The sequence below is a fragment of the Patescibacteria group bacterium genome (assembly GCA_040753135.1).
Taxonomy (GTDB): Bacteria; Patescibacteriota; Minisyncoccia; order UBA6257; family Brennerbacteraceae; genus JBFMGR01.
Genome location: JBFMGR010000007.1, coordinates 34,292 through 47,344 on the forward strand (window position 1 = coordinate 34,292; position 13,053 = coordinate 47,344).

Below are 13,053 nucleotides of genomic sequence, written 5' to 3' on the forward strand. Positions count from 1 at the left end.
AACTCTAACTAATGCCGATAAATTTTCACCCGGAAATAGAAAGTCTTAACCAAGAATTTCAGCAGAGGATTAAATCTGCTGAAGGCCCGTTGACTCCGGAAAAAGAAAAAGAAGTTCTAAAGCAAGTCATTGCGGAGAAATTTCAAGCCCAGCCTCAAACCCAATCAGCCCAACCGGTCCAAACCCAACCGATTCAAACGCCGGCAGATGATAATAAAAATGCCGAAGAAATTCAGGAAGCAATCAATTCTTTGATTGAGATTACTTTTAACCGCGGACTTTACGAGGGGATTAAACAGGCGCGGCAGACCCATAACGCTTTTTTGATTGACCAGTATCATGACGAGTTGGTTAATCGGTTTTACCAAGAACTAAAAGCTCAAAAAAAATGACTTGGCTGATTTTTATTCTGATTTTAGTTGTTGCCGGAATCGCGGCTGGCTGGTATTTTTGGGATTTAAAAAAAGAGCAAAAACTGGTAAAAAAATCGCTTGATTACAAACTGATTTTAGTCACACTTTACAAACAAACAAAAGAAAAGAAGGATTGGAAGCAAGAACTGGCAACCAGCGAACAACTGCTCCGCTCTTTAACCGGGTTTAAACTGCCGATGGTGATGGAGTTTGCGGTTCATAATCTTGGCGAGGATATTCATTTGTATTTCGGCGCCGAAGAAAAAGATTTAGACGCCTTAATCCGGCAAATTCAAGCTTTTTGGCCCGGAGCTGTCATAGAAAGAGTGGAAGATTACAACATCTTTAATCCGAGCGGATTTAGCTTTGCCGGTTATTTCAGCCAGAAAAAAGAAAAAATCTTGCCGATTAAAACCTATAACGACATTTCCGAAGATTTTCTCTTGCCGATAATGAATATTTTTTCTTCTTTGGCGAAAGAAGGCGATGGCATTGCTTTGCAGGCGATTTTTAAACAAGCGCCAAGCAACCTGAACAAACAATTCAGAAAAGTTGCCGAAGAAGTAAGAAAAGACGGGTCGCTCCAGCAAGCCATGGAAAAAGCCCAAAGGTCCGGAATAAAAAAGGCAGCCGGCTTCATTCAGGAAACTTTGACGTCAAAACCGGACAAAGAAAAACCGGAGGATTTAAAAGATAAAAAAGAAAAACAAAGCGACGCTGATTTAATTGAGGGAATTAACAACAAAATCAGCCATCCCTTGGTTGAGGTTAATTTAAGATTAATTACTTCCAGTCAAACTGCTGCCAGAGCTGAAGCGCTAATGGATCAGGTTGCCGCGGCGATGCCCCAGCTTGATAATCCCAAAGGCAATAGTTTAGTTTTTAAAAAACTAATCGGCAAGGCAGAAGAAAAAGAAGTCTATGATTTTTCTTTCCGCCATTTTCGGGAAAAAGAAAAAATGGTTTTGAACAGCCAAGAATTAGCCACTCTGGTTCATCTGCCAACAACCCAGATTTTGGAAAACACCAAAATAAAACGGACCAGCGCCCGAGCCGCTTTACCGCCTTTGGATATGCCGACTGAAGGAATCACCTTTGGAAAAGCGGTTTTTGAGGGCCAAGAAAAATTAGTTAAGATATTGCCAGAAGACAGGTTTAGGCACTTATATGTGATTGGCCAAACCGGCACGGGCAAGACCAGCTTTTTAAAGCATCTGATTAAGCAAGATATTGAAGCAGGCGAAGGCTTGACTTTTATTGACCCTCATGGCAACGACGCTAAAGATATTCTCGGCTTGATTCCTGAATCTCGATGGAATGACGTGGTTTATTTTAATCCGGCTGATATCCAGTATCCGATCGGCTACAACCTTTTAGATTATGACCCGAACCAGCCGGAGCAAAAAACTTTTATTGCCAATGAGCTGATTGAGATTATCGGCAAGCTATATAACTTAGCTGAAGTCGGCGGGCCGATGTTTGAGCAGTATCTGAAAAACGCCCTTTTTCTGCTCTTTGAAGAAAACCCGGAAAACAAACCGACTCTGCTTGATGTGCCCAGAGTTTTTGCTGACCGGGATTTCAGGAATAAATTGATTGCCCGCTGTTCTGACCCAGTGGTAGTCCATTTCTGGCAAAAAGAAGCGGAAAAAGCTTCCGGAGATTTCAGTTTGGGCAATGTTTCCACTTGGGTGCTCTCAAAACTTAACCCTTTTATTGCCAATGATTATATTCGGCCGGTGATTGGCAAACAAAAATCAAGTTTTGACATTCCGGAGATAATGAATAATAAAAAAATCTTCATTATCAATCTGTCCAAGGGCTTAATCGGCGAAACCAACGCCTTCTTTATGGGAATGCTTTTGACCGGTAAAATCTTTATGTCAGCCATGGCAAGAGTCGGTAAAGATATTGCTTCTCTGCCGCCCCATTATCTTTATATTGACGAGTTCCAGAATGTAACCACCAAAACTATCTCTAACATTCTTTCTGAAGCGAGAAAATTCAAGCTCTCTCTGTCAATGGCGCATCAGTACATTGGCCAGCTTTCTGACGAGATTCGCAAAGCGGTTTTTGGCAATGTCGGCACGATTGTCAGCTTTAGAATCGGCCCTGAAGACGCCGCGGCTTTGAAGATCTTTTTTGAGCCGACTTTTACAGAACAAGATTTGGTTAATATTGCCAACTTTAACGCTTATTCTCGGCTGATGATTAGCGGCAAAATGAGCCAGCCATTTAACTTTGCCATTTTCCCGCCTGACCAACCTGATACCAATGCCAGAGAACAGATAATTGCTCTTTCCAGACAAAAATACTGCCGGCCAAGGCAAGAAGTGATTGAAGAAATTAAGCAAAAATACTTTACTCCAGAACCGGAAAAAGAAAAATCAGAAACAAACTATGAGCCTCAATTCTAAAACCAAAACCCAGATTTTACGATTTATTCCGGTCGGCATTGCCAACACTCTAATTGACTGGTCAGTCTTGAACCTCCTGCTTTTTTTTACCAAAACCGAAGAGCTGTTTGTTTATTCTGTTTTTAAAGCAATTTCGTTTTCAGTCGCGGTAATTGCCAGTTATTTTTTAAACAAACGTTTTGTTTTCCAAGAAACTGATTCAGCAGCGCCAACCGCTTCCTTGGAAAAATATAAAAAATTCGGTTTTTTCTTCGGCATCAGTTTTATTGCCGCTTTGTTAAATATCTTCACTGCCAGCTTAACTGCTAATGCTTGCTACCAGCAATTAAACTTGGATAATCGGCTGTTTATTTTCTGCGCTAATTTTGGCGCGGTTTTGGGAACCGCCATTGCCGCAATTTGGAACTTTATTGGTTATAAAAAAATCGTGTTTAGGGAGTAAATCAACGAATAGCGAATTTGTACGAATAAGCGAATATACGAATAAAAAATTGTGAATTGATAATTAATATGGAAAAAGATTACAAGCAATCATTGGTTTTTTACCGAAAATACCGGCCAAGAACTTTTGGCGAGTTTATCAATCAAGAACCAATTAAGCAAACTTTGCAAAACGCGCTTTTGCTCAATAAAATCTCCCATGCTTACTTGTTTGCCGGCGTCAGAGGCACGGGCAAAACCAGTTTGGCGCGCTTATATGCCAAAACCATTAACTGCTTAAAACCTCAAAAAACCAAGCAGGGGATCGAGCCCTGCAATCAATGCGAGATCTGCGAAGAAATCAACGGCGGCCGGGCGATTGATTTAGTTGAGATTGACGCCGCTTCAAACCGGGGCATTGATGAAATCAGAAATTTAAAAGAAGGGATAAAGTTTAATCCGGTTAAGTCAAAGTACAAAGTTTTTATTATTGACGAGGCCCATATGCTGACTCCTCAAGCTGTCAATGCTTTGCTGAAAACTTTGGAAGAACCTCCGGAGCACGCGATCTTTGTCTTGGCAACCACCGAACCGGACAAATTATTGCCAACAATTCTTTCTCGAGTCCAGCGATTTGATTTTAAACGTCTGTCTGCCGCGGATATCGCTAAAAAACTCCAAGAGATTGCCAGACAAGAAAAAATTGAGATTGAACCGGCCGCCTTAACCGCAATTGCCCGATCTGCTGAAGGTAGTATCCGCGACGCCGAATCGATTTTTTCCCAGGTAGTGGCCTTTTCTTATGATAAAAAAATCACTTTGGATGAAGTTGAGCAGTTAATCGGCGCGATTAGATTTGAAAAGATAAAAGAATTTTTGGGCTACTTGGCTGATAATGATTTGAAAAACAGCGTTTTATTTATCAACAATCTTCAGAATCAGGGGTATCAATTGTATGAAGCAATCAAGCTAAGCGCCTCAATTTTAGAAAAAATCCTAATTTTAAAGCTTGACCCGAAAACAAAAGATTTCTTGTCAGCAGAGTTTAACCAAGAAGAATTAGAAACCCTGCAATCTTTGGCGGAAAAATTTGACTCTCAAAAACTCCGGCAATTAGCTTATAAATTTTTAACCGCTCTGCCGGAAATTAAAAGGTCTGTTTTGCCCAGTTTGCCGATAGAGATTGTGATTATTGAAACCTTAACCTAAAAACAGCCTTTTAAAGGCTGTTTTTTAGTGATAAAATAAGCATAAATGGGGGATCGTCTAACGGTAGGACACATCCCTTTGAAGGATGGTATCGGGGTTCGAATCCCTGTCCCCCAGCCAATTTGTAAAGTTTGCGCTTCCCGCCTCGCTCGGGGCTCCCGCCAATTCGGCGGGCAGGTCGCCCATTGCTTCGGCGGACGAATTTTCAAGCAATTCTCTTAAAAACCTAAATGAATAATTGAGGTTTTTTTGTTTTTGGGATAAGATAAAATCAGGCAAAATCCGAAGCCCAACCATCGATACCGTTCAAAAAACCTGCCCCGTAGTTCCGCCAATGGCGGATACTTACCGGAGCCGCCAAAGCGTTAGGGGTCGGAGTAGATGATTTAATTCAAAAATAATTATGGCCAAAAAGAACAAATACGAAAATTACACCAGAGAGGAATTGATTGAGGAATTGGAAGCTTTTAAAAAGAAAAGATACGGGCTTGTTTGGGATAGAAAAAATTCGCAGGAATTGATTGACGCTTTCGTAAATTGGGAAAATGTTCCGGAAAACTTTACGCCAAACAAATTTCCGGTTTTGAAAGAGGTAAAAAACAAGGAAATTTCAACCGATAAGGAAAAATCAATCAATCTGCTTATTGAAGGCGACAATTACCACTCGCTTGCCGTTTTGAATTTTACGCACAAAAATAAAATTGATGTTATCTATATTGATCCCCCATACAATACCGGAAATAACGATTTTGTTTTTAATGATAATTTCGTTGACAGAGAAGACCCATGGCGGCACTCCAAATGGTTAACTTTCATGGAAAAGAGATTGAAGTTAGCCCAAAGTTTATTAAGAAACACCGGAGTAATTTTTGTTTCTATTGATGATAATGAAGTCGCTCAACTGAAATTACTAATGGACGAGATTTTCGGTGAAAAAAATTTTATAGGTAATATAATTTGGCACAAGAAAGATAACGCATCTTTTTTAAGTAAAAAAATAGTCAATCTGAAAGAATATGTATTGTTTTATTCCAAGAGCGATAATTTTATTGGCACAGAAGATAAGCTCATTGATGTCGAAAGACATCGAGAACTTATAACAAAACCATCTAAAATACAAGAAAGGATTTTCTATAAAAAATCGGTTGTTATTGAGAATGGTAAATTTAGCGGATTATTAAAAAGAGGTAAATATGGTAACCCTCAATTTGCCATGGAGATATTAGAGGATGTGAAAATTATAAAAGGGAAGCCTCGTAACGATATACACATAAAAGGTAAATTCTGTTGGTCTCAAGAAACGATAGATGAAGAAGTTAAAAAAGGCGGATACATAGAAATAAAATCTATATCTGGAATGAAACCTATATTTTTCAAAAATTTCGGTGAAGATATACCTTATAGACCAATCATAGATATTCTTTCTAAAGTTTTTGACAATAGAGTAAAAACCACACAGGACGCTGATAGAGATTTAAAAGATTTATTTGGTGATTCATCTATTTTTAATTACTCGAAACCCAGAGGACTAATGGAAATATTAATTGGATCGGTTACTAGAAATAGTAAAAAACAGTATTTTATTCTTGATTTTTTTGCTGGCACAGGAACAACGGGGCATGCAGTATTGAATATAAATAAAGAGGACGGCGGGCAACGACGATTTATTTTGTGTACAAACAACCGAGATGAAAATGGAATACATAAAATTTGTACTGATGTTTGTTATCCAAGAATAGAAAAGGCAATTAAAGGATTTAAAGCAAAAAATGAAAAAATTTATGGTTTGGGCGGCAATTTGAAGTATTTTAAAACTGATTTTGTCGGGGCACAGCCAACGGATAAAAACAAAAGGGATTTGGTAAATAATTCTGCAGAAATAATTTGCATTCGCGAGGATATTTTTGATTTGGTGGCCGAAAATAATCTTGATTGGAAAATCTATCAAAAGGGCAAAAAATATCTCGGGATAATTTTCAACGAGGAGGCGATTGATGACTTTAAAAAGGCAGCGAATAAATTTAAAGGACAATTTATCATCTATTGCTTTTCTTATACTGAAACTCTGCCAGAAAAGGAATTCACCGATTTGAAAAACAAACATCGTCTTGAATCGATACCGGAAATAATTTTGAAAGTTTATCGTGAAATTTTTAAGAAGTAGTTATGAATAATAATTATTTAGGTCTTGTGCTCAAAGATTATCAAGATAAAGCAGTTGAAAGGTTGAAAGAAGAAGTCAACGAGCTTTTGGAATTGGAAGGAAACAAGCTCTGTATCTTTGAAGCCCCGACAGGTTCGGGGAAAACAATAATGATGGGCGAATTCTTAAAACGCCTTGTTAATCCGATTGACAGAGAGGACGGTAAAACTTTTTCTTTTATTTGGATTTCGGTTCGTGACTTGCACGGCCAAAGCAAAAAGAGTCTGGATAAAAATTTCCCCAACGATTTTATTTATTCGGAATTTGACGATTTAGAGGGAAATTATATCCGCCAAAACGAGATTTTATTTTTGAATTGGGAAAGCATAAACAAAGATTACAATGTTTATGTCCGAGATAATGAGCGGGGTAAAAATTTGGCAAACATTATTGAAAACACGAAATCGCAAGGCAGGTATATTATTTTAATTATTGACGAAAGCCACCACACCGCTATTTCGGAAAAATCAACGCAGATTAAAAATGATATTGGAGCCAAAATAACTGTTGAAGTTTCGGCTACACCGATTTTCAAAAGTCCGGACGCTCATGTAAAAGTTCATTTTGAAAGAGTTGTCGCCGAAGGAATGATTAAAAAAGAAATAGCCATTAACCCAGAATTTAAGAAATTCAAAGTTGATGGAAAAAGCAGTCGCGAAATGGTGTTAGACGCAGCCATTGCCAAAAGAAAAGAGCTTGTGGAAGCATTTAAGGCGGAAGGTAGCGATATAAACCCCTTAATTCTTGTTCAGTTGCCGAATTTGCAAAAAGGAATAAACGATCTTGATAAAGATGTTCTGACGGAAGTTGAGAGAATTCTTAAAAGAAAATACGACATAATCGAAGATAATGATAAATTAGCCATTTGGTTGGCGGAAAATAAAACTCCGAATTTGGTAAATATCGAAAAACCGCAAAACGAGGTTGAAGTTTTGATTTTTAAACAAGCCATCGCGCTTGGCTGGGATTGCCCACGGGCTCAAATACTCGTAATTTTCAGAGAAACAAAAGAAAAAGTTTTCTTGATTCAGACGGTCGGCCGAATAATGAGAATGCCCGAATTTCATCATTACGAAAATCGGCCAGAATTAAACAAAGGTTATGTTTTTACAAACTTGGGCGATATAGAAATTGTCGGTAATATCGCCAAGGAGTATTTGACTATTCACGAATCATACAGGCGAGAAGATTTATGGAAAGACATTGATTTACAATCAATCCATTTCAAAAGGCAAAGAGAAAAAACGAGATTGTCTGGAGATTTCAAGAAAATTTTTATGGATATTGCCCAAAAAACGAACTTGAAACCAAAGATAAAAATAAAATCTCGCGAAATATCAAAAGAAATTATTGTTGACGGCAAAGTAATAAACATTGACAAGGTGAAAGAAATTGAACATTCAAGCATGTTTTACACTTCGCCTGAAATGGAAATTCAAACCTATTACGATTTATTTTGCAAAGCGAATACTGGTGAATTCGCGCCCGTTGACTCTATGGGGCCAATTAAAAGCGCGTTGAATAAATTTTTTACGCAAGAATTTGGTTTTGAAAATGATGACATTGAGTTTTATAAAGTTGTTTTAAGTGCTGATAATGTAGAAAAAATTCGCGAAGCGTTGGCGTTGGCGAGGGAAGAATATAAACGAACGGTCGTAGAACAAGAAAGAGAGCGGGAAATGGAAACTTTGACTTGGAATGTTCCGAAGTTATTGAGTTATAACAGCAAATACAAAGCCAAGGATTGTAAAAAATCAATAATGAAACCTTATTATACAAGGATTGCCGACAATAATCAGACAAGTTTATTTACTGGTTATGAGGAAGACAGCAAGGTTGAGGTTGAATTTATAAAATATCTTGATTCCGCCAAAAAAGTTAAATGGTGGTTTAAAAATGGATATGGCGAAGTGAATTATTTTGCCATTCCTTATGTTGATAAATTTGGGAAGAAAGCGGCGTTTTATGTTGATTTTTTAATTCAAATAAATGATGGCGTAATTGGCTTATTTGATACAAAGAAAGGAAAAACGGCCGAAGACGCAAAAGAAAGAGCAGAAGGTTTAGCAAAATACATCAAAGAGCAGAATAAAAAAGGTAAAAAACTTTTTGGCGGAATCGTTATTCCGGTTGAAGGAAATTGGCGATATAATGACAACGAAAAATATATTTACAATCCATACGATTTAAAGGATTGGAAATTTTTGAATTTAAATTAAAAAGCTCCCTGAAAAGCCAGCGAGGTTTTTGACGGGAGATTACCTATTCAGCAATCTTCTAACCAGCTCCGATGTGGTATTATTCACTATGGTTGCTGAAACCGCCAGAATTTTGACGCGTTGTGCCGAATTTAGAGCGCCTTGTCGTGAGACATAGGCCTCGCTTGCGGCAACTTTTTCGCCGTTATTGGCTACAAGTCGCCAGCGATATTGTCCGGCAATATCGCGATATATGACAAATTTTGCCATAATATTACCTCTGACTTAATTATTAACTAATCGGGATGGTCGACCTTTAACTCACGCCCCCCACGATAAACGCCGAATGTCCAGCATTTATCGAGGGGGAGTAAAGGCGACTTGGTCCGATAGTAATAAAAGGGCAGGAGGTTATCCTCGCCAGCTTTTCAGAGGGCCACAATTATTTTATAATTTATTATTATTGATTGTCAATAATTTTTTGTCGCCCGCTCGCAAAAATTTTTTGGCGAAACTACTTAATTATCAACATCAGAATAAGTTTAACTTAAAGTTAAAATAAGAGGTTGTGCCCTGGCCTACTAAAAAACTTGGGGAATGGATTATGGACAATCTTGTACGGGAGTTAATTTTTGTAGTTTTTATTTTTGTATTCTTTAAACTTTTTCCGGTTTTTGTTCAAGCAATAAAAATTAGTAGGAGAATCTTGAAAGATAATCGTGATACGAGAGGTAATGCATGGGGTAAGTATTCGGCGGACCGTTTTATTGATGTTTGGTATTCGAATCCAAAAACGCCGCTTCGTTTTGAGTGCGGTAGATTCTACTACAAAACATTCAACAATCCTAATTCCCGTCATTGGATGGAAGTTATTGATGACGAGCTTATTGGATACGAATTGATAGAAATCTTTGATGCTCCACGTGGCTACCAGGCGGTTCGCCCAATAAAAACCTGGCGGAATGCATTAATTGCTCGTTTAGTAAAGTGGTATTTAATCAAATTCGTCGGTGATAATCCTCAATATTATAAAGACTTAAAAGAGCAATCTAAACATTAATTATGAATACAGCGACACAATTTTTAATAATTTTATTATCTAGCGGCGTTGTGGCGGCAGTTACGGCCGCGGTTATGCAAAAGCGAAACGAAAAAGAATCGCGTCTTTTTAACGCAAAACTAGAAGCATATAAAGAATTTGCCGCTCATTTAGAAAGTAAGTTTGTTTCTCTCGCTAGAGAAGGAAAAAATTTAGATATAACAACATTGACAGAGGTAAGTGCGAAGTGCCTTTTGGTCTCAAATTCAAATGTTAATAGAGAATTAAGGGCATTTCTTGTTTACGTAAGCGAGGTATATCAAAAATGTTTGTATAATACAGAGCAAGATTCCGATTTCAAAAAATTATGGCGCGATGCAGATAAAATCGAAGGTTTAATGCGTCAAGATTTAGAATTTAAGTAATATATTTTGGTTCGTTAAAAACTTGGAGGAAATTATGGATGATTATAAACTCGAGAATTTAGTTAATCTTATTGATAAATTACGTCCTTTAATCGATGAAGGTGGGGGATGGACAGTTACTTATCTCCGGTTGCAGGCACTTTTTGTATATTTTCAGTATGCTGTTGCCTCTGTTCGTCTTCAAGAAGAAAATATACAGAAAATGGCAGACGGTCAGCATAAGAATTTTTCTACGCACGCAGAATATGCCGATTGTTTGTTGAAATTATATAGCAGTGCCGTTACTGCATATTCTAATTTAAGAACCTGTTTAAGATTTAGCAAAACGATAATTGATAGTATTTCGGAATTAGATCAAGATGGGGAATTTAAGAATTTTCGTATTAAATATGAACAATGGGTTAAGGGTGTCACTAACAAACGAGACCGTATAACTGCACATCCCGAAGAAAAGGATAGAATAGTATGGAAGCCTAATATGTGGAGCGATAATGGGCAAGTAAGATTTCGAGCCATCAATCCGCAAATCCCTTCAGCAAGTCAAGAGATTATTTTAGAGCCGAGAAAGGATTTGGAAAAATTGCGAGAATACTTATCACGCTTGTCGATTCACCTAGCAAGGACGTGGAAGTTAAAACCCTGTGAAATCTAACTAACCCACTAAAAGATTTGGAGAGGTAATAAAATTTCAAAAACCTAGCGCGCCAACTAACGTTAGCATACCTGCCCGCTTATGGCGGAAAATTCGGCGGCGGAACCCCAATAGCAAAGCAAAGCACACTACGGGACTGCGTTTTAAACTGAAAATCATTCTGACCGAAACCCTCTTCTGTTAAAATTCCAGATGGGCAAAGTGGGTCAGAATAATGATATAATAAAAGCGTATTCGAATTAGAATGACAAAATAAAACAATCTTGTTTTAAATTTTAAAAGTATGAATGGGCAAAATTTAGATAAACAACCAGACAGCTCAATCCCATTTGGACAAATAATTGTCTCTCCAGAAAAGACAAAAAATTATCTCCTGGACAGAATCAATGGCTTGAATAGACATATCTCAACAATGAGAGAAATTGGAGAAGTTTCATATATTGAAAATCTAGAACCACTAGTAGCAAGATTGAAAAAATTGGCAGATGAATACAAAGGAATAGAACAAGATAAGAAAGAATTAACAAGTTTAATTAGAGAGATTGCTGATTTCATAGAAAATAATCTCAAAAGCGAAAGCCCAAAGATTCAGGAATCAATTTATAATCTTAGAAAATTTGCTCAGACTCTGGAAACCTCTTGACAATTTTTATTTGTTTGCTATACTGAAAATGCTCTCGCGGATTGAAGCTTCGGCTGATTGACGCGAGAGCATTTTTTGTTCCCCTAAACATTCCAACATTCTCAAGAATATTGGAATGAGACAATCAAGCGAGCGTTGTTCCGAGTCTCGCAAAGCGAGGCGAGGTGGAATATTTTTATCAGGCATTGAACCATGGATCAGGATGATCAGTGCCGCCCTCTTTGTCAAATCTCCTTATATCATTAGCGCTCAAAGATTTTCCTGCTTCTAAATACTCCAGACTACGTTTAACCCAAGGCGCTGGCTGGGGACCGAGATTGCTCAACCTTAAACCATTCTTAAACGCCTCCAAAACAACTTTTAATCTAAGCTCTGCAGACGAATCACTATCAAATCTTTTAAAACTCTCGGTTGGAATTTTCATTTTCATTAATAATATTTTACAATAAATCAGTCTCAAGATAAACTTCAATCGTTAATTCTATCCGCCTAAACTATTCTCAAATTCTTAAGAATTTGAGAATAAGTTAAATATTAAAATCTTTCTAAGTAAGTAAAGATTTGAAAATAGTTAAAAAATTAAAAATTAGGAATTGGAAATTAGAAATTTAATAGTATGCCCGAACTGCCTGAAGTTGAAACGATTAAACAGCAACTGGAAAAAGCGATTTTGAATAAAAAAATTTCAGGGGTTGAGATATTTTCAAAAAAGCAGTTTCCTGATAATCCCAAACTGGTTATTGGCGAGAAAATCATTGATGTCCAGAGACGAGCCAAAGTGATTATCTTAAAACTAACAAACTACAAAAATCTTTTAATTCATTTAAAACTTAGCGGCCAGCTGATCTGGATTAAAAACGCCGCCAAGACAAAAACAATTAAACTCAAAAGGACAATCCCGACAATTGGAGAACAACTGCCGTCAAAATCAACCCGGGTAATTTTACAAATTGGTAAAGGCAAACTCTTTTTCAATGAGTTGCGTAAATTCGGCTGGATAAAAGTTTTTACAGACAAAGAGTTAGAAAAAGAACTGTCTAAATATGGAGTTGAGCCGTTTGATAAAGAATTCACTTCAGATTATTTAGAAAAGCTTTTTAAAGCAACCAAACGGGCAGTGAAAATAGCGCTTTTAGACCAAGAAAAAATCGCTGGCATTGGCAATATCTATGCCAACGAAGCCCTTTTTCTCTCTAAAATTCATCCCCAAACACCGGCAAACGGCCTAAAAAAGCCCCAAATTGAGCAATTAAGGCAAAATATCATTAAAGTGTTAAAACTGGGCTTAAAATACGGCGGAACCAGCGACGAATATTATCTTCAACCCGATACCAGCTTGGGAACTTACCAAAACCATTTTCTTGTTTATAGCCGAGATGGCCAAAAATGTTTGAATTGCCAAACAAAAATCAAAAGAATCAAACTAGGCGGCCG

Annotated in this window: 13 protein-coding genes and 1 tRNA gene; 12 read left to right on the forward strand and 2 right to left on the reverse strand. The window is 37.4% G+C overall.

All coding sequences use genetic code 11. The features are described 5' to 3' along the window. Positions 1 to 11 precede the first annotated feature (11 nt). From AB1721_02560 to AB1721_02590, 7 genes are all read left to right on the forward strand, one after another. Positions 12 to 392 (forward strand): hypothetical protein, encoded by a 381-nt coding sequence (locus tag AB1721_02560; protein MEW5805580.1) that lies wholly within the window; start codon positions 12 to 14, stop codon positions 390 to 392. Next, entirely contained in the window at positions 389 to 2,830 is a 2,442-nt protein-coding gene (locus tag AB1721_02565) for a hypothetical protein (protein MEW5805581.1), read from the forward strand. Before AB1721_02560 ends, AB1721_02565 begins: the two co-directional genes overlap by 4 nt. After that, complete coding sequence (locus AB1721_02570; protein ID MEW5805582.1) at positions 2,814 to 3,272, forward strand: GtrA family protein; 459 nt, start codon at positions 2,814 to 2,816, stop codon at positions 3,270 to 3,272. Before AB1721_02565 ends, AB1721_02570 begins: the two co-directional genes overlap by 17 nt. Positions 3,273 to 3,340: 68 nt before the next feature. Beyond that, positions 3,341 to 4,459 (forward strand): DNA polymerase III subunit gamma/tau, encoded by a 1,119-nt coding sequence (gene dnaX / locus AB1721_02575; protein MEW5805583.1) that lies wholly within the window; start codon positions 3,341 to 3,343, stop codon positions 4,457 to 4,459. 46 nt (positions 4,460 to 4,505) lie between these two features. Next, a tRNA-Gln gene (locus tag AB1721_02580) sits at positions 4,506 to 4,579 on the forward strand. Positions 4,580 to 4,862: 283 nt separating this feature from the next. Next, entirely contained in the window at positions 4,863 to 6,623 is a 1,761-nt protein-coding gene (locus AB1721_02585; GenBank protein ID MEW5805584.1) for a site-specific DNA-methyltransferase, read from the forward strand. Positions 6,624 to 6,625: 2 nt separating this feature from the next. Continuing rightward, entirely contained in the window at positions 6,626 to 8,881 is a 2,256-nt protein-coding gene (locus AB1721_02590) for a DEAD/DEAH box helicase family protein (GenBank protein ID MEW5805585.1), read from the forward strand. Positions 8,882 to 8,920: 39 nt separating this feature from the next. On the opposite strand, the gene AB1721_02595 is transcribed toward AB1721_02590, so the two are convergent. Further along, positions 8,921 to 9,130, reverse strand: a complete 210-nt coding sequence (locus AB1721_02595) for a DUF1508 domain-containing protein (GenBank protein MEW5805586.1) — start codon at positions 9,128 to 9,130, stop codon at positions 8,921 to 8,923. A 298-nt stretch (positions 9,131 to 9,428) separates the two neighbouring features. On the opposite strand from AB1721_02595, the gene AB1721_02600 reads away from it, so the two are divergent. The 4 genes from AB1721_02600 to AB1721_02615 all read left to right on the forward strand — a co-directional run bounded on the left by AB1721_02600 (position 9,429) and on the right by AB1721_02615 (position 11,619). Further along, the gene (locus AB1721_02600) at positions 9,429 to 9,920 is read left to right on the forward strand and encodes a hypothetical protein (protein ID MEW5805587.1); all 492 of its coding nucleotides are present in this window, start codon (positions 9,429 to 9,431) and stop codon (positions 9,918 to 9,920) included. Positions 9,921 to 9,922: 2 nt separating this feature from the next. Beyond that, positions 9,923 to 10,324, forward strand: a complete 402-nt coding sequence (locus AB1721_02605) for a hypothetical protein (GenBank protein MEW5805588.1) — start codon at positions 9,923 to 9,925, stop codon at positions 10,322 to 10,324. 34 nt (positions 10,325 to 10,358) lie between these two features. Beyond that, positions 10,359 to 10,976 (forward strand): hypothetical protein, encoded by a 618-nt coding sequence (locus AB1721_02610; protein ID MEW5805589.1) that lies wholly within the window; start codon positions 10,359 to 10,361, stop codon positions 10,974 to 10,976. Between the two features lie 283 nt (positions 10,977 to 11,259). Beyond that, positions 11,260 to 11,619, forward strand: coding sequence for a hypothetical protein (locus AB1721_02615; GenBank protein ID MEW5805590.1), 360 nt, complete (start codon positions 11,260 to 11,262; stop codon positions 11,617 to 11,619). Positions 11,620 to 11,797: 178 nt separating this feature from the next. Here the strand turns inward: AB1721_02615 and AB1721_02620 are convergent, their stop codons facing one another. Next, positions 11,798 to 12,043, reverse strand: coding sequence for a hypothetical protein (locus AB1721_02620; protein ID MEW5805591.1), 246 nt, complete (start codon positions 12,041 to 12,043; stop codon positions 11,798 to 11,800). Positions 12,044 to 12,235: 192 nt separating this feature from the next. Here AB1721_02620 and mutM point away from each other — a divergent pair. Beyond that, positions 12,236 to 13,053: bifunctional DNA-formamidopyrimidine glycosylase/DNA-(apurinic or apyrimidinic site) lyase (gene mutM, locus AB1721_02625; protein ID MEW5805592.1), on the forward strand; the 818-nt coding region annotated here is incomplete at its 3' end.

Excerpts from the sequence above, each read along its gene's own strand:
- AB1721_02585 (MEW5805584.1), top strand. The coding sequence starts at position 4,863 with ATGGCCAAAAAGAACAAATACGAAAATTACACCAGAGAGGAATTGATT.
- AB1721_02565 (MEW5805581.1), top strand. The coding sequence starts at position 389 with ATGACTTGGCTGATTTTTATTCTGATTTTAGTTGTTGCCGGAATCGCG.
- AB1721_02595 (MEW5805586.1), bottom strand. The coding sequence starts at position 9,130 with ATGGCAAAATTTGTCATATATCGCGATATTGCCGGACAATATCGCTGG.
- AB1721_02620 (MEW5805591.1), bottom strand. The coding sequence starts at position 12,043 with ATGAAAATTCCAACCGAGAGTTTTAAAAGATTTGATAGTGATTCGTCT.
- AB1721_02605 (MEW5805588.1), top strand. The coding sequence starts at position 9,923 with ATGAATACAGCGACACAATTTTTAATAATTTTATTATCTAGCGGCGTT.
- AB1721_02590 (MEW5805585.1), top strand. The coding sequence starts at position 6,626 with ATGAATAATAATTATTTAGGTCTTGTGCTCAAAGATTATCAAGATAAA.
- dnaX (MEW5805583.1), top strand. The coding sequence starts at position 3,341 with ATGGAAAAAGATTACAAGCAATCATTGGTTTTTTACCGAAAATACCGG.
- AB1721_02560 (MEW5805580.1), top strand. The coding sequence starts at position 12 with ATGCCGATAAATTTTCACCCGGAAATAGAAAGTCTTAACCAAGAATTT.
- AB1721_02610 (MEW5805589.1), top strand. The coding sequence starts at position 10,359 with ATGGATGATTATAAACTCGAGAATTTAGTTAATCTTATTGATAAATTA.
- AB1721_02570 (MEW5805582.1), top strand. The coding sequence starts at position 2,814 with ATGAGCCTCAATTCTAAAACCAAAACCCAGATTTTACGATTTATTCCG.
- AB1721_02615 (MEW5805590.1), top strand. The coding sequence starts at position 11,260 with ATGAATGGGCAAAATTTAGATAAACAACCAGACAGCTCAATCCCATTT.